Source organism: Paenibacillus endoradicis (assembly GCF_024721975.1).
This window is the reverse complement of record NZ_JANQBB010000004.1, coordinates 272,196-289,499: the sequence shown is the minus strand read 5'-3', so window position 1 is coordinate 289,499 and position 17,304 is coordinate 272,196. Positions and strand designations below refer to the sequence as shown.

At 37.3% G+C, this 17,304-nt stretch carries 18 protein-coding genes; 3 read left to right on the top strand and 15 right to left on the bottom strand.

Annotated elements, in window-relative coordinates:
* Position 1: 1 nt before the first annotated feature.
* Positions 2–1,141 (top strand): amidohydrolase family protein, encoded by a 1,140-nt coding sequence (locus tag NV377_RS15335; RefSeq protein ID WP_258201664.1) that lies wholly within the window; start codon positions 2–4, stop codon positions 1,139–1,141.
* Positions 1,142–1,355: 214 nt separating this feature from the next.
* On the opposite strand, the gene NV377_RS15330 is transcribed toward NV377_RS15335, so the two are convergent.
* Complete coding sequence (locus NV377_RS15330) at positions 1,356–3,380, bottom strand: Na+/H+ antiporter (protein ID WP_258201663.1); 2,025 nt, start codon at positions 3,378–3,380, stop codon at positions 1,356–1,358.
* Between the two features lie 270 nt (positions 3,381–3,650).
* Complete coding sequence (locus NV377_RS15325) at positions 3,651–4,841, bottom strand: coenzyme F420-0:L-glutamate ligase (RefSeq protein ID WP_258201662.1); 1,191 nt, start codon at positions 4,839–4,841, stop codon at positions 3,651–3,653.
* Between the two features lie 133 nt (positions 4,842–4,974).
* Between NV377_RS15325 and NV377_RS15320 the strand changes: the two genes are divergently transcribed.
* Positions 4,975–5,874: a LysR family transcriptional regulator gene (locus NV377_RS15320; RefSeq protein ID WP_258201661.1), complete on the top strand. Its 900-nt coding sequence runs from the start codon at positions 4,975–4,977 to the stop codon at positions 5,872–5,874.
* An 82-nt stretch (positions 5,875–5,956) separates the two neighbouring features.
* Here the strand turns inward: NV377_RS15320 and NV377_RS15315 are convergent, their stop codons facing one another.
* Positions 5,957–6,967: an RluA family pseudouridine synthase gene (locus tag NV377_RS15315; RefSeq protein ID WP_258201660.1), complete on the bottom strand. Its 1,011-nt coding sequence runs from the start codon at positions 6,965–6,967 to the stop codon at positions 5,957–5,959.
* A 230-nt stretch (positions 6,968–7,197) separates the two neighbouring features.
* Between NV377_RS15315 and NV377_RS15310 the strand changes: the two genes are divergently transcribed.
* On the top strand, positions 7,198–8,613 hold the full coding sequence (locus tag NV377_RS15310) for a glycoside hydrolase family 18 protein (RefSeq protein ID WP_258201659.1): 1,416 nt from the start codon (positions 7,198–7,200) through the stop codon (positions 8,611–8,613).
* 145 nt (positions 8,614–8,758) lie between these two features.
* Here the strand turns inward: NV377_RS15310 and NV377_RS15305 are convergent, their stop codons facing one another.
* The 12 genes from NV377_RS15305 to NV377_RS15250 all read right to left on the bottom strand — a co-directional run bounded on the left by NV377_RS15305 (position 8,759) and on the right by NV377_RS15250 (position 17,302).
* Complete coding sequence (locus tag NV377_RS15305) at positions 8,759–9,481, bottom strand: Stf0 family sulfotransferase (protein ID WP_258201658.1); 723 nt, start codon at positions 9,479–9,481, stop codon at positions 8,759–8,761.
* A 43-nt stretch (positions 9,482–9,524) separates the two neighbouring features.
* A complete protein-coding gene (locus tag NV377_RS15300) occupies positions 9,525–10,106 on the bottom strand; it encodes a GNAT family N-acetyltransferase (protein WP_258201657.1) in 582 nt (193 codons plus the stop codon).
* Positions 10,107–10,127: 21 nt separating this feature from the next.
* Complete coding sequence (gene cysC / locus NV377_RS15295; RefSeq protein ID WP_258201873.1) at positions 10,128–10,694, bottom strand: adenylyl-sulfate kinase; 567 nt, start codon at positions 10,692–10,694, stop codon at positions 10,128–10,130.
* Between the two features lie 152 nt (positions 10,695–10,846).
* Positions 10,847–11,116, bottom strand: a complete 270-nt coding sequence (locus tag NV377_RS15290) for a CD3324 family protein (RefSeq protein WP_258201656.1) — start codon at positions 11,114–11,116, stop codon at positions 10,847–10,849.
* Between the two features lie 273 nt (positions 11,117–11,389).
* Positions 11,390–11,740, bottom strand: a complete 351-nt coding sequence (locus tag NV377_RS15285) for a DMT family transporter (RefSeq protein WP_258201655.1) — start codon at positions 11,738–11,740, stop codon at positions 11,390–11,392.
* A gap of 14 nt (positions 11,741–11,754) precedes the next feature.
* The gene (locus NV377_RS15280) at positions 11,755–12,069 is read right to left on the bottom strand and encodes a DMT family transporter (protein WP_258201654.1); all 315 of its coding nucleotides are present in this window, start codon (positions 12,067–12,069) and stop codon (positions 11,755–11,757) included.
* On the bottom strand, positions 12,069–12,626 hold the full coding sequence (locus tag NV377_RS15275; protein WP_258201653.1) for a TetR/AcrR family transcriptional regulator: 558 nt from the start codon (positions 12,624–12,626) through the stop codon (positions 12,069–12,071). The genes NV377_RS15280 and NV377_RS15275 overlap by 1 nt, the downstream gene beginning before the upstream one ends.
* A gap of 221 nt (positions 12,627–12,847) precedes the next feature.
* Complete coding sequence (locus NV377_RS15270) at positions 12,848–14,068, bottom strand: MFS transporter (RefSeq protein WP_258201652.1); 1,221 nt, start codon at positions 14,066–14,068, stop codon at positions 12,848–12,850.
* A gap of 9 nt (positions 14,069–14,077) precedes the next feature.
* Positions 14,078–14,713, bottom strand: coding sequence for a ThuA domain-containing protein (locus tag NV377_RS15265; protein ID WP_258201651.1), 636 nt, complete (start codon positions 14,711–14,713; stop codon positions 14,078–14,080).
* A 43-nt stretch (positions 14,714–14,756) separates the two neighbouring features.
* Positions 14,757–15,479 (bottom strand): SDR family NAD(P)-dependent oxidoreductase, encoded by a 723-nt coding sequence (locus tag NV377_RS15260; RefSeq protein ID WP_258201650.1) that lies wholly within the window; start codon positions 15,477–15,479, stop codon positions 14,757–14,759.
* Positions 15,480–15,508: 29 nt separating this feature from the next.
* Complete coding sequence (locus tag NV377_RS15255; protein WP_258201649.1) at positions 15,509–16,396, bottom strand: carbohydrate ABC transporter permease; 888 nt, start codon at positions 16,394–16,396, stop codon at positions 15,509–15,511.
* 15 nt (positions 16,397–16,411) lie between these two features.
* A complete protein-coding gene (locus NV377_RS15250) occupies positions 16,412–17,302 on the bottom strand; it encodes an ABC transporter permease (protein WP_258201648.1) in 891 nt (296 codons plus the stop codon).
* Between the last annotated feature and the right edge of the window lie 2 nt (positions 17,303–17,304).

The window sequence follows — 17,304 nt, the reverse complement described above, 5'->3', positions numbered from 1 at the left end:
AATGCCCCGTATGAGTCATCGAATAGCACTTTTCGCATTAACTTTCTTTGTAATCACATTAATAATCGGATGCTCCTCATCCACATCAGACAATTTGAGTGAAACTCTAACAACCAATAAAGTGATTGTCAAACCTCTAACCGAGTATACTCCACAGGAGGGCGACCTGGAACTTATTCAAAACATTCGTAAACACAAAGATCCTGAAAAAGAATTGCACGAGATCTATTATGATCTTACAGTCATCGACATTCATAACCACGATGCGGTGAATCAAAATGCGGTAAATAAATGGAAACAATTCGGTATCGACCGAATCGTATTGTTTGGTAATATTTCCGAGCCGAGCGCTCAAACCACGGATCAACTTGCTTGGATACAGTATCAAAAGGATCCCTCACATATCTACCCTTCCTTTGCTGGATTCCCCATTTATGAAGAAGAGGGGCTATCAATCGTAAAGGAAAAATTAGAGCAAGGTTATTTGAATATCGGAGAGGTCGCTGCCGCATCCATCTATTCACCCGTTGTTTCCAAACTAGAATGGAAAGCTGAGCATCCTAATGACGGGAATTTACCACAAATCTACGATCTGGCGGCGAAATATCACACCCCCATCCTATTGCATATCGATCCACCGAATGGAACCCCTATTATGTATTTGGAAGAAGCATTGGAACAGCATCCTGATACAATCATTATTTTTGGACATGCGAATGCTTACAACTCTCCAAGTAATATTGAAACGTTATTGGCCAAACATCCGAATTTGTACATTGATTTTTTTGCAGGATTTACTGCATATAATAACGAGAGTACCAATACATTAGAAGATTTCGTACCGTTAATAGAACAGTATCCGGATAAGTTCATGATATCTACCGATTCGGGATATGGTTTGTCTACAGAGCAAGCAGCAAATGCGTTATACGAAATCATCGATTTACTTTCTCCGGAAACTGCGCTCAAAGTGGCCTACCAAAACTATGAAAGACTTGTTGAACTAGAGCCACCGACCGATTACCAGATCGAGACAATCAAAGAATTGTCCACAAGTCTTGAAAAATTTGAAACGTATCATCTTAATAAGCGGATGGCTAACGAATTGATTTTCGAGTTAACCAAGAGTACGGAGAGATGAATAGGAGAAAAATGGATACTTATTTATTCTAACTGTTATTCATCGTAGCACCAACCGTAATTCAACTTGCTATAAATATCCGCTTCATACATTTGAAATAGTTTTAAGAAGGGTTTCTCATAAAAAAAGTAGGAAGAATATTCTCCCTACTTTTTTTATGTGTTTTCTATCAATAATTTAAAAATATCTAAATACCAGACTCATTTTACTCTTTTCATTCTATATGTTCATACAACGTAACACTCTCAATGTAGTTTACAAAGCGTCTTAATTCTTTCGCCTCTTCACTGGTGATTTCGCCTGCTGCGAGCATACTATGAATTTCTTGTCGTTCTATATCCATTACCATTAGACGCAGTGCCTCTTTTTGCTCTTCTCTTACTTCATAGTTAGTTGCTGCTTTTTCTTTGGAACGACTTATTATTCTTTTGTAGTCTAATATTACTGCTTGGGCAATATCAGGTGTATCACTTGTAAGGGCATATTCCTTAATCGTTGCAATAGCTGCTTGCATTGCTCTTAACTGAATATGTTTTCCAAGACGTAATTTATCTTGATTAAGTCCTGTTTCCTTACGATGTTTGCCGTTAAACTGATACCAGCCTCTAATCGCTCGTCCTAAAATATACTTTGCTCCGGTGCGAACATTAGTAGAAAGCATCTCTTCACGATGCTCTAGCGATTGTTCAAATGTATCAAACACCTCTTGATCGATTTGACTATCGTTCATCAGATCATGGATATATTTCCGTTCAGCTTTCAGTCCTAATAATCTTATTTCTGTAATTTTTTTACGATAATGTTCTTTATCTTCCCAATCATCTAGATGCATTCCCTCGAACATCATTCTATATTCACTCATGAGCTCATATACGACAGGCTCATTCTCTTCATTCATCTCTTGTCTCATCTTCTTAATGGCTGCTAGTAAAATTTTCTGTTTTGCTTTAGCGATATTATTTTTATTCTGAACTCCCGCTTTTGAAGAACCATCTTTACTTAGTAATGGTAGAAACACAGTTGCAACGATTAATGTGAATAAAATAACGCCTGCAGCTATAAATAAAATCAACGACCGTTCTGGAAACAGCTCACCGCTCTTAATGAGAAATGGAATAGATAGAACCCCTGCCATGGTCACTGCGCCACGCACACCAGTTAAACTAATTAATAAGCTTGTTTTGAAGCTTGGTCGCTCTGCATCTATTGTCTTAAGGAAGCGATATTGATAATAGGAGAATACATATGTCCACACAAAGCGAATAGCTAGAATAACTACACCAATCGCAAGTACATATACAATTGCTAACCAGTTGCCTATGTTAGGATTAGCTACTGTGGATTGCATAGAAGAAGGAATGTTAAGACCTAATAGTAGGAATACAACACCATTCAATACAAATAACACAATCGACCAAATATTTTCTGTTAGTACTTTCTCTTCAGCCACTAGCTTCTCTGTTCGCTCAGAAGTTAAAGAATGCGTAACCCCTGCTACTACAACTGCAATTACTCCTGATGCATGCAAAAGCTCTTCGGTTACGATATAAATAATAAATGGGGTCAATACTTGTAACAACGAATGAAAAGTTACATCGGTAATACCTTTCTTACGCAGAACAAATGTTATCCAAGTAATTAGTAATATTAAGACTAACCCTATTACTGCACCTGCAATAAATACATATGTAAAATCAAAAAATGCTTCTTTGATCGAGAAGTATCCTGTAACGACTGCGACGACTGCATAATTAAATGCTACTAAGCCAGAAGCATCATTAATAAGAGATTCTCCTCTTACCAAATTCAATACTTTTTCGGGAATATGAATTCGCTTTGCTATTCCATTAACCGCTACAGGGTCAGTAGGCGAAAGAATCGCAGCTAATGCAAACGCTGCGGCAATCGGGATATCCGGAATCATCCAATGGATAAAGTATCCTCCACCGATCGTCGTTATTAGAACAAGGACAATAGCATTGCCTAGTATGGGGACTTTCATTTTCCATAATGCTTCACGTGGAAAATGTCTTCCGTCATTAAATAAAAGAGGAGCAATAAATAATAATAAGAACCATTCTGATTCTAGTTCAAATGAAATATCTGAAAATATAAAGGTGAGTATAATTCCTAGTGCAATTTGAATTAACGCTGTAGGTATAGAGGGGATATAATGACTAATTATGTTTGAAACTAATAAGCAAACTAATAATAACAATACCATTATTAACAAATCCATACGGTTAACCCCTTATTCTCTAGTATAGGTTAGTGCTTTGTATGTTATATGTATTATAAGATAACCATTTTTCTCACATAAATTACGGTAAGTTAAGTTTATACTTTAGTGAATAACTTGTATAGAATTTTATAAATGATTGTAGCCTTCTTAATAGCAATACAACTTAAGTTTACAAAAAAGACCTTCTAGTTATCGTTTTCTAACGATTAGAAGGTCTTTGGTAATTAAGTATCCGCATAATTACTTGAGATCATCTTGCAGATTAAATTATTTTGTATAGTTATCGAAATAGCCTTGAATATAAACCATCGGCGTTCCTTTATCTCCACTACCTGAAGTTAGATCAGATAATGAACCGATAAGATCCGTTAATTTACGTGGCGTTGTGCCTTGAGCTTCCATTGCACCTACAAGATTCTCATTCTTGTTCGTAATATATTCAGAAATTGCTTTTTGCAACTCTTCTCCACGTAGATGTGAGAAGTTATTATCAGCTAAGTATTTAAGTTTTATTTCATTAGGCGTTCCATCAAGACCAATAGTATATGCTGGAGATACAACTGGATCAGCAAGCTCCCATATTTTACCGACTGGATCTTTGAATGCACCATCTCCGTAAACCATAACTTCAACTAATTTACCCGTTTGCTCTAAGATTTTCGCTTGAATACCATCTACAATTGGCTGACAGTTGTTAGGGAATAGCTTCACACTATCTTCTGTTGCTTTGTTCGAGCCAAGTAGACCGTAAGCTTCGTTGTGTCCACTTCCGTTAATAGATTGAGAAAGTATATTATCAAGACCATATACTTTCTCAGCACCATTAGCTTCCAGAATACGTTTCGTACGGAATCTTGTATGAATATCACAAGTTAATACGCTCTTTGTATAATCTAAAATTGTTTTTGGATTGTTGGAGAAGATCACTTCACAAGATGCACCTTCAGCTTCAATCAATGATTTATAGTAGTCTATATAATCCACGCCAGTGAATGTATGTTTTTTGTATCCAAAATGTTGACGGAATTCCGCTTCAGTTAATACATCAGTCCACGGATTAACACCTTTTGCATCAAGTTCGTCTAGATCGACAAGATGGTTACCAACTTCATCAGAAGGGTAGCTTAACATTAGCACTACTTTTTGTACGCCTTTGGCAATCCCTCTTAAACAGTTAGCAAAACGATTACGGCTTAGAATAGGGAAAATAACCCCTACTGTATCTGTTCCAAATTTAGCGCTCACATCAGCGGCAATTGCATCTATCGTTGCATAATTACCTTGTGCACGAGCTACAATTGATTCAGTTACTGTTACAATATCACGATCTTCAATAGTAAAGCCCTCAACTTTAGCGGCATTTAATACGGTATCCACTACGATTTGCTCAATATTGTCACCATTATTAATGATCGGTCCACGAAGACCTCTAACTACTGTTCCAACTACTCTTTGCAATGTAAGTTCTCCTTTAACGGAATAATTATATGTTTGCTAGTTATCGTTATTCATCTGTATAGATTTACTATACCCTTATAACATGATATAAGTAAAATTAATATCTATAATATCGGACATAAGGAGCATTAATATGATTGGCAAATTAGATTTATATCGAATATTTAAAGAGGTTGCACTTCAGAAAAGCATCTCAAAAGCTGCAGAGCAATTATATTTAACACAATCGGCCGTTAGCCAAGCCATTCTAAAACTCGAAAAAGAGTTGGACATTATATTGTTTTATCGCACAACGAAAGGCGTGACCTTAACAACAGAAGGTATTCTACTATATGAACATGTGAATTCTGCCATGAATCTGTTAAGTATGGCCGAGGAAAAAATTTTGGAATCTAAAAACTTGTTAACAGGGGTATTAAATATAGGTGTAGGAGATACGATCTCTCGTTACTTTTTATTGCCCTATTTAGAAGAGTTCTATACAAAATACCCTGGAATCAAACTTAATATTATAAACGGAACAACGATTGAAATTTGTGATTTTATTAAAGAGGGTAAAGCAGATGTCGGCATTTGCAACTTACCGATTCAAGATAACAAATTCCATTTCATCCCTTGCAAAGAAGTACGTGATATTTTCGTTTGTGGTCAGAAATATAAGCATTTAACAACTAATCCAATTAGTTTAGAGCAGCTCATAAGCATGCCCTTAATTTTTCTCGAAAAAAACTCTAATTCCCGTAAATATGTAGAGCAATACTTAAAAGAACAGGGACATCAGATTTCGCCAGATTTTGAATTAGGTTCCCATGATTTATTGTTAGAGTTTGCGAAAATTAATCTCGGTATTGCTTGTGTCACGAAAGAGTTCTCTGAACATTATTTGAAAAATGGATTATTACATGAAATTCAGCTCACAGAGGAAATTCCACGTCGAAATATCGGTATCTGTTATTCAAAAATGTTCCCTTTGTCACGTGCAACGAAAACATTCATCCAGATCATTGAACCACGCCACAAGGTTAATAATTGATAATAAAACATCGAAACAAAAAAAGGTTAGGTGAAAAATCACCTAACCTTTTTCGATTCAGCTGTATCATCGTACAGAATTATTATTTTTCTTTAAACTGACTTAAAAATTGTTTCGGAATTGGTGTCTCAAAACGTATGATTTTACCAGTAGTAGGGTGCTCAAACGCAAGTACACGAGCATGTAGTCCAAGACGACCAATCGACTTCAACTTAGCACCATACTTCTTGTCACCAACAACAGGATGTCCTAGATCCTGCATATGAACACGAATCTGATTTTTTCGACCTGTCTCAAGATTTACTTCTAACAAGGAGAAGTCACGATTTGCCTTCATAACTTTATAGTGAGTAACCGCGTGCAATCCGTCACCAGCGTGTTGACTAGAATACATTTTTAATGTTGATGTTTCCTTAAGATATGAAGATATTGTCCCTTGTTGCTTCTTAACAAAACCTTCGACTATAGCTACATAAGTTCGTTCTTTCACAACATCTGTCCAAGCTGTTTGCATCTTCTGCTGAACCTTCTCACTCTTAGCAAACATCATTACTCCAGAAGTATCACGATCAAGACGATGAAGTATAAATATACGACTATCTGGATTAGTTGCACGAACATACGCAGTTAGTTGACGATATGCCGTAAGTTCTCCTTCTTGTTCAGAAGCTACGGAGAGCAGACCAGTATCTTTATTAACGACGATTAGATCATCGTCCTCATGCACGATGCGTAGGCCGATAAGTTGTGGAGCAGCCGTAATTCGCTCTTTACTAACAGCAACAACTTGTCCAGCTTTAAGTGGATAGTTGTAGAGCTTCTCTACACGATCGTCTACAGACACTTGTCCACGAGCTAATACAGACTTTATAGAATTTCTTCCTTGTCCTGCTAGTTTATCAATCAAAAATACAAGTAACTCTACATCTTCAGTCACCGTAAATTGTTTAAGTGGAGTAGCATTTCTTAAAGTACTTACATGACGAATAGTTGGTTTTTTCGTACTCTTCACTGGTCCATCCTGACGACGTGAAGGTTTTGGAGCGGTTTTCTTATCCGACTTTTGACGGAAAGAGGGCTTATTCTTTTTCATATATTATTAATTTCTCCTCGGTTGTATCGAAAATTTGGCATCGATTATATTGTTCATTATAACCGTTATCGGATACATATTCATAGTAGGTAGTAAATCTACTAATAATCCCTCTAGGCTAACACACATTTTATTCATCGACGCATAAGATATACCAATGAATATTGTTAAGATTATGCTTTCGATGCTACATTTCATGTGAATCATGAAATGTTTAAGGAGGAATTCTATTGCTAATACATGTAGTTAGTGCTGGTGATTCACTTTGGAAAATTGCCCACGACTATCATACGACTGCGAATGCTATTAATGAGTTGAATCAACTACCCAATCCTAATCAATTACTAATTGGACAATCGTTAGTTATACCTTCACCGTATACTTCTCATCGGGTGAGAGCAGGAGAAAGCCTATGGTCTATTGCAGCGCAATATGGGGTTACCGTGCATGCTATCGAGCAAACGAATCAACTCGCAAATCCTAACTTACTTGATCCAGGTATGTCGCTAATAATTCCACCGATCATACATGTTGTACAGCCTGGAGAAACATTAATGGCGATCTCCAACCGATATGGTGTTTCAGTCCAAACTATTATGATCGAAAATCATATTGAAAATCCGAATAACATTACTATCGGAATGCAATTAATTATTCCTAGAAAAAAGCTCGAGATTGAGGTCAATGCCTACACTTATCAATCGAATGAAGCCGCTGTTAATACACTTAATAAGATCGGTCAACTCCTTACTTATTTCAGTCCATTTGCTTACATGATTAAAGAAGACGGATCATTGCAACCATTTGACGATCAACAAATGGTTGAAGCAGCAATCGTCAACAACATCTCACCGATGTTGTCGATTACGAACTTCACATCAACTGAGGCTGGTTCTAATCTATCTCATGTTGTATTATCCAGTCCGGAACTACGAGAAACATTGATAAATAATGTACTCCAAGTGATGGAAGAGAAAGGTTATACTGTGCTCAATGTTGATTTTGAGAATGTATTGCCTCAAGATCGTGAGAACTACAATGAATTTCTCCAATTATGTGTAGACCGACTTCATCCTAAGGGCTATTTAGTGTCGACTGCCCTTGCTCCGAAAACGAGCGTGCAACAATCTGGTCTTCTATATGAAGCGCATGATTACGAGGAACATGGAAGAATTGCTGATTTCGTTATTCTAATGACTTATGAATGGGGCTACCGCAAAGGACCTCCACAAGCGATATCTCCGATTAACCAAATGCGCAAAGTAGTTGAATATGCGCTAACTGTAATCCCTGCTGAAAAAATATTTTTAGGATTCCAAATCTATGCTAGAGATTGGGTTGTTCCACATGTTCAAGGTCAAGAAGCAGAAACTTTCAGTCCTCAGGAAGCAATTCGCAGAGCAGATCAATACGGAGCGCCCATCCAGTATAATGTGACGACACAATCACCTTATTTCCGCTATGTGAATGAACAAGGGGTACGTCATGAAGTATGGTTTGAAGATGCACGAAGCGCACAAGCTAAGTTTGATATGGTTAAACAATATCATCTTCGTGGCGTCAGTTATTGGGCACTCGGTTTCCCGTATCCACAAAACTGGGTACTACTGGATGATAACTTTACAATTAAGAAATTAATGCCTTAGTAACTTGTCCTTGATATCATTAATGGAGCTATCCTTAAATGTCCAATTCCATATAGAAATAACCCTTATCTAAGTAAACATGATAAGGGTTATTTCAAATTAAAGTTGCTAGCACTGTTATAGTCTAGAAGCCGAAGCCTACTAGTTACCAACCGATATTTTCCCAGCCTTGCTGACGTTCTTTTCGAAATCTTTGTATCCATTCCTCAGCAACATCATCTGCTAATTTATCTAGTGAAGGTGGTGTTACTACAACATTGTCTGTTGAAATATCAAGATATTCTAATACGCCCAACACCGTTCCCTCATAATCTTGAATAAAGTCCTCATACACAATCGTAAGTGGAACAATTCCTTCTTCACTGAAAAATTGTTCCATACCAGCTTCTCGGAAAGCAGCTTCAGCCAGCAAATGATTAATCGCATCAAAGTTATATTGATCTGCAATATCATGCTCTTGTGGCTTTTCTCCATATTGTCTATGCCATTCGCCAGATACGATTGCGCGCCACCATGAAACTGCTAATCTTATTTTGTTTCTACGCGTCATCCATATATGTTTGTTGCTGTTAGGGAAAGCTGTACGCCATACTTCAGCCAGTGTTGTTGTTTCAGGTAGTTCATAAAGTTTTCTCAGTCCAGTAATCCAATTGGGTGAAAGACATGTCTTCATTCCGAATACACCATTGGAAGTTGAACCATAACTCCAAATAGACTCAATATCCTCTTTTGTGATCGCATTTGGATCTCGGGATGTAATCCATTCCGCAGGGTTTCCTGCTACTCCAGTCGATGCAAGCGCAAGGTTTAGCAACGTGCTTCCAGTACGTTGTGAAAACCAGATCGTATAGCTTAATGTAGGTTTCATAGAACCCTCTCCTCTTTCAGTTATTAATAATAAAATTCATATATTAATTCTCTATTTTCTTTTGCTGCTCAATAAATTCTTCCTTAGTTAATCCAAACAATATGAAATCTAAATATTGTCCATTCATATAGACTACCTGTCGACGTACGCCTTCTTGAACGCAACCGAGTTTCTTCATCATTTTTGCAGAACCTTCGTTTCCTTCAAGAACATAGTCATTGAATTTATTTAGTCTTCGTTCAAGAAAGGCATACTTTAAAAGTATATTCATAGCTCGAGTACCATAACTTTTGCTACGGTACTGTTTATCAATAACTATACCTATACTAAACGTGCCGTTTCTCTGGTCTATACTGTTTAAGTTAATGCCACCTATACTATCTCCATTTAAATTTTCGATCGTGAACATGATTCGTCCATTCGTAGAAGAAAAATCAGCATTTTCCTCTGTGAATTTTTTCGCTCCAGCAATTGTGGGTGGTAATTCAATCGCACATTCTAGAAAGCGGCGTGCAGGAGTATCAAAATCAGACATATAACAACTTTCCCAATCGTCAGCCCCTATTGCACGTAATCTAACTTGATCATCCTGCCAAAAATAATTACTGTAATCTATATCTAGCATAATATCCTCCAATACGATTATTTAGTTATTAATTTTCACTTTATTCTGTATATACTCGATTAATTTATCTACACATTGTTGTAATGCTAACTGCTGCGTATCTAACGTGAGATCTGGAGCAATTGGTGGATCGTATGGCGCAGATATTCCTGTGAAATTGGGAAGTTTATCTGCAAGAGCGAGGGCGTACATTCCTTTCGGATCACGTTCGATGCAAGCAGCCAATGAACATTCCACATATAGTTCCGTATAATCTTCAGGCTGGAAGTGTTGTCTAATCATTGCTCTGCACGTGTCACTCGGCGTAATAAATGGAGCTAACACGAAAATTCCTGCTTCTATGAACATACGCGTTACTTCCGCAGCACGTCGAAGGTTTTCCATACGATCTTCTTCTGAAAAACCAAGATCACAGTTAAGTTTATGTCTTATAACATCACCATCGATAATGGCGCATCGTATATTGGACTGCAGTAATTCATACTGAACGTTAATAGCAAGTGTAGTTTTACCCGATCCAGGTAACCCCGTAAACCATATGACTCCACCTCTATGTGCATTCATGCTTTCTATAAGTTGTCTTTGGATAACGTTACCCTCCTATTGTCGGTATAATTTACAGTACTGTTAATGCCATTATAGCTAGAGGAACACTAGATAAATATGTAAGAAATAACTCTTAATTGTTTTATACACAAAAAGACACACCGGAAATTAATCCAATGTGTCTTCTAGTACAACTATATTGACTTCTTATAAACTATTTTCTTAATGCTATCGCAGGAAAGAAAATATTGATCAGAGAGTTGATGAATATTGGCACCTTGTAAGAAACTTTCACGGATTTGATCATTTCTTTGTGTTAAATATGTTCGGTGTCCTGAATTTACTCCCCATCCTTTACGTAATCCTTTAGGTTTAGGTATATAAATCATGCCACCATTAATATATTTTTGAACTTCTTTTAATAATTCTTCTGGCAAGACTACGTCTGCATTAATATATTCCATAATTACTCTACCCCTTAAATAGTAAGAATTTTAAGGTAGCAAAGTCACATTATAAACATATCACACCATCAAAGGTATTGAGGCGGTACTAAAATGATTCGCTCTATACAAACAACCGCCGTTGTTTATAGTGTAGACTTTGCATAGAGCGTGATCTCTGACACATCTTTATTCATGTACATAATGGTAACCTCCTTAGGTTAATTCATTGCAATTTAACCAATACATGTAATAATATATAATACATTTCCAATATATTCAATTACTTAATATTTATGTTTCGGAAGTCTTAACTTGTTCTGAATTAGATTTATTCAGTATAGCAACGCCGACAATAATGAACAGTAACGCTGTTATTTTCAGTGCATTGATCTGCTCTCCAAATAGCAGAATACCAACACAAGCGGTAAGTGCAGTGCCAACTCCTGACCAGATTGCATATGCGGTAGAGAGGGACATACTTTTAAGTGCCAAACCGAGACAAGTAAATGAAGTTAGAAAACCGATAACGACACCGATCGATGGCCAAAGTACTGTAAAGCCTTCTGAATATTTCAGCATGGTAGAGCCACAAACCTCAAATAATATAGCACATGTTAAATAAATAGCGCCTTTTGTATTCATATTCATAACCCTCCTTATTTCGAAATATTCAATAAAATAATGCCGACAAGCAGCAATGCGATACCGAGCAGTCCTTGGCGATTAATCTTTTCCTCAAATAAGACGACACCCATTACAGCAGTAAGAATGGTGCCGAGCCCGCTCCATACCGCATAACTAAAGCCTAACGGTAACTCAAGTAATGTTAATGACAGTAGATAAAAACATAAACCATAACCGACAACAACACCTATGATCGGTAGTTTCTTTGTAAAGCCATTAGAGAGCTTCAACATCGTTGAAGCAAACACCTCCGTAATAATTGAAGTTAATAAAAGTAAGTAAGCCATTATGTCGACTCTCCTTCCAATTGGCGTAGTAATTCCATAATAATTTTCTCTCCTTCAGCCGCATCGATATACGTCATTTTTAATACTCGAGAGAACCATATTCCATCGCAAGTAGCTTGAATAAGTAAAGAAAGCTCATTACGAATTTTAGCTTTATTGAAATTTTCTTTAATCTTCTGGTAGTCTTCCTTCCATAGATCGAGAACCGCGTGATTGTTAGAGATCGCAGCCAGTAAACTCGTGCTTATATTAAGGTATTCCGTATCTTGCAAACTCTTTAATGAAGCAAGTAAGTAAGCTTTAGGATAAGATGCACCAGTAACAAGCTCGTGTTCAATAAACTCTCTAAATTGTTCGATTACACGAAGGTTCATTGCTTTAATAAGCTCATCTTTCGTTCCATAGTGATATAACAATCCGCCTTTGCTGATCTGAGCCTCTAGTGCAACCGCTTCTAACGTTAAGCGATTGACTCCTTCTGAGAGAACAACTTTGGAGGCCGCTTCGAGGATACGCAATTTTTTAATGTTTGTTTGTGAGATATTATGTTTATTCATATCGGTCATCCTTTCAAATAACAACTATACCGTCCAGACGGTTTTATTGTATTATAGAAAAAAGAAATCGTCTAGTTTACAACTTAGTCTTTGTTATCAGCGCTTCATTTATTAGCATAATCGAGCATAAATGAAAATAGGAGTATATTCTCGAAAGAATATACTCCTGTCTAACTTGGTAAATGTTTCATGTCCAAAACATAACGTACATTGCTCCATTGCTATACTGCTGCTGGTGTACTATTTTTACGTTTGTCAGGGGGAAGTAAGAAGCCTATTACTCCTAATAAAGGCATGAAGGAGCATGCAATAATAACCGCTTGAATACTAGTTAAATCAATAATAATACCTAATACCATAGAACCTAGTGCACCCATACCAAATGCCAGACCAGTAATTAGTCCTGACACCATTCCCACTTTACCAGGTACCATCTCTTGAACGTATACCACTGTAACGGAGAAGCTACTATGGTTAATAAGACCAAGCAAGAATAATAGTGGGTAAGCGGCAACAAGACCAGCGAAAGGTAACGCTATAGCAAATGGCACTGCTCCTAACAAGGAAAGTAGAATCACATTTCTGCGACCGACTTTATCCGATAAAGGACCGCCAAGAAATGTTCCAATAATACCTGCTGCCATATACGTAAAGATATACATTTGGGCATTTGGTATGGAAAGACCAAACTTATCCATAAGAAAGAAGACGAAGTACGTTCCAATGCTTGCACTAAACCACGAACGTGCAAATACTAATAAGATAACATAAAAGATAGATTTTCTTACTACTTTATCATTACCATCTGATGTCTTTTTCTTTGCTTTTTTGCGTTCCAACGGAGGCATTAATTTCAACTGGCTACTATACCAACTTGCAACAAAAGCTTGAATAACAAATCCTACGCCTGCTAAGACAATGAACCAATAGGCTCCTTTTTGTCCAAACGGAAAGAAAATATATGCGGTCATGATTGGTGCAAGCGCACCTCCCATATTTCCGCCAACCTGGAAAATTGATTGCGCGAGCCCACGCTTCGATCCCGCTGCCATATAGGCAATTCTCGCTCCTTCAGGATGAAACATTGCTGATGCAATGCCGACGAGCAGAACAGCACCTAACACTGACCAATATCCTGGGGCAATACCAAGACCAAACATACCAAGTGCTGCCATAAGCATTCCTGCTGGTAAGATCATTGGTGTCGGTCTTGCGTCTGCAATTGCACCTACGAAAGGCTGAATAACAGAGGAAGAGAAATATAGAACAAACGTAATAAATCCTAGCTGTGTGAAAGACAAACCCAGTGCCTCTTGGAGAACTGGGTACGATGCTGGAATAACGGCTTGCATGGAATCATTAAGTAGATGAGCCATACTTACTAGACCAAGAATTGGGAATAATGTTTTTGCCTGCTTTTTCGTAGCTTCTATTGCTGACAAGTTAATTCCCTACCAAACCTTAGCTGCCCATAAGCCAGCTTGTTTAATCAATTGACGGAATGGCTTAACAGAGAAGCAGGAAAGCTGGTGACCATTCATTAAGTATACCACTCTTCCCATACCATACTCATGAGCCCAAGCCGCAGGCCACAGCTGGTTGTCATGCTCATATTGAGCTAGAATTGTCGTATCGAAATGTGGAATCATATCAAAGCGGTAAGGCTCATCATCGATCTCGAAGGGCTCAATACCTTTCATAATTGGGTGATCAGGCAATGAATTTTGAACAGGTAATGTTGTAAACTCTGGATGTCCTGTAAATTTCGCACCCATCATTGCCATTAATTCTTTATTTCGCTGAAGTGAAATACCATTATGAATAACAAGTAAACCGCCACCGTTTGCTACGTAATCTAGTAATGCTGCTACACGTTCTTGTGGTTCAGGTACTTGAGAAAACTCTGTATAAGAAATAAATAGATTATAATCCTTTAATGTTTCCTTATTAAGAACACCGTAATCGCCTGTGCTCGTTACTTCTGCAACTTCTTCAAGACTGCCTTCAATCTCACGATCGACTTTTTCAAATGGATGATATTTTACATCCGTATAGTTGCCTAGTGCTAGTGCTTTGAATTTGTTCATCTCAATATCACTCCATTATCTCTATAGTATTGTTTCTATCATATCACCAAGGCCAAACTTGACCATCCATATCGAGGAAAATAGGATCGTCACCCCTATACTGCTCACGATTATCAATTAAACCAATAATTTTTTGTGCTGATTCATCAGGAGTTGTTGGGGCAGTCGTACTTAATTGACCACTCATATACGTTTGCAGCCAACCCGGATAGAATACCATCACTTGACCACCTAGTTTTTTGAGATGCTCATGTACAATCGCAGATTGCATATTAAGCGCTGACTTTGACATACAGTAGCCATAACCAGAAATACGATGGTTACGGGCAACACTTCCTGCTTCAGAGGATATATTTATTACAAGTTTATCTTGACTTTGTAGCAGTAGACCCATAACGCTATTCGTTACTCGAAGAGAACCAAGCGTATTAACGTTGAACATATTTTTCATATTATCGAAATCTAAATCTACTAATATATTGGAGTGATCATCTTTTGATCCAATAGCAGCGTTGTTAATTACCATATCTAAATGTTCAGTTTTGGAAGCAATTTGGCGTGCAGCCTTCTTCACGCTAGTATCATCGCCAATATCTAATGGTACAATCTCAAGTGTATCTGGGTATTGCTCTTTCAGCTCACTTAGAAAATTCCATTCTTCAATAAATTGTCCCGCGAACACTTTGTATTGCTTTTCAAGTAGAAACTTGGTGAATGAAAACCCTAATCCTCTGTCTGCGCCTGTTACAAATACTGTTTTGGTCATAATAGTCTCCACCTTACCTCATTGATTTGTTATTCCTTCACAGAACCTAATGTAATACCAGTAACAAAGTATCTTTGAAGGAATGGATATACAAGTAAAATTGGAATCATTGTTACTACAATTTTAGCGGCGTTAAAAGTCTTCTCAGATAATTTCATTAAATCCTCTAGACTTCCAGAACTCATATCCGCTAAAGCTGGTAACACCACCAATGATCGAATATATGTTTGTAACGGTTGACCTGATGGTGTGTTAATTAGAATCATACCATCAAAGAACGCATTCCAATGATGAACAATACTAAACAACGTAACCGTAGCAATCGATGCCATAGACATTGGAATATATACTTTCCACATCGTAGTAAATATTCCTGCACCATCGATTTTGGCTGCTTCTCCAATTTCCTTCGGTATAGCACGGAAGAAGTTCATAAGTAGAACCACGTTGAACACTGGAACTGCTCCTGGCAATACTAATGCCCAAATACTATCCATAACACCTGTCATTTTAATTGTCATATACCACGGAATTAAACCTCCGTTGAACATCATTGTGAAAATAAATATCCACATTAGTTTATTTCTGGCAGGAAACTCCGATGTTTCCTTCGATAGTGGATAAGCTGCCAAAATTGTCATTACAAAGTTAATAGCTCCCCCTAGCAATACACGTTGAAAGGATACACCAAATGCTTGGAAAAATCTCTGATCCTGTAAAATATATTCATACGGCGTTAATGTAAATCCTACTGGAAAAAATGTGACTTGCCCTGCTGAAACTGCAGAATTATCACTAAGTGAAATTGCTACCATATGCCATATAGGAGCCAAACAAGCCAATGTAATTAGTATTAGCACGATGAGAAGAAGCACATATGCTACTTTCTCACCAACAGTTTGTTGCTTGTTAAACATTGATACTCCTCCTCATCAAAAGATACGATAATTGGCCCATTTGTCCGCCAGCTTCCAAGAAAGTACAACTAAGATGAATCCTACAACTGACTTTAAAGTTCCTACGGCAGTAGCCAAACCATATTGATGCTGAGTAAGACCAATTCTGTATACATAAGTGTCAATAATATCCCCAGATGCATATACAGCTGGATTATATAGGTTAAATATTTGTTCAAAGCCTGCATTCATGATTTTACCTACACCTAGACAAGCTAGTAGTACAATCGTAGGTGCAATCCCAGGTATAGTTACGTAGCGTAATTGATGGAATTTAGACGCACCATCAATTTTAGCTGCCTCATACAAACTTGGATTAATCGCTGTTAGTGCTGCCAAGAAAATAACTGCATTAAATCCGAATTCCTTCCATACGTCACTTCCAATAATTACGACTGGAAACCACGTATTACTTCCTAAGAAGAAGATAGACTCAAAACCAAGTGCTGTAATCACACTATTGAAAATCCCGTCAGAAGCTAATAGATTAGTTAGAACCCCTGCTAATATTACCCAAGACATAAAGTGTGGCAAATAAACAATAGTCTGTATCCAACGTTTTAGCGTGTTCTGTAACACTTCATTTAACATTAATGCAAAGATTAACGGGACAATCAAATTCAATACAATTTTGCTCACTGCTATAAAAATTGTATTGTAAAAGATTTGGGAGCTTTCCTTAAGCTGAAACATATAAATAAAATTGTCCCAACCGATAAAGGTAGAGCCAAACATTCCCTTGCCCGGCACAAAATCTTGAAACGCAATGATTAGGCCGAACAATGGGAATATTTCATAAATTAGCACTAGCAATATCGGTGGAGTAAGCATTAAATAATAGCCCCATACATGTCGTGATGTTCTCATAT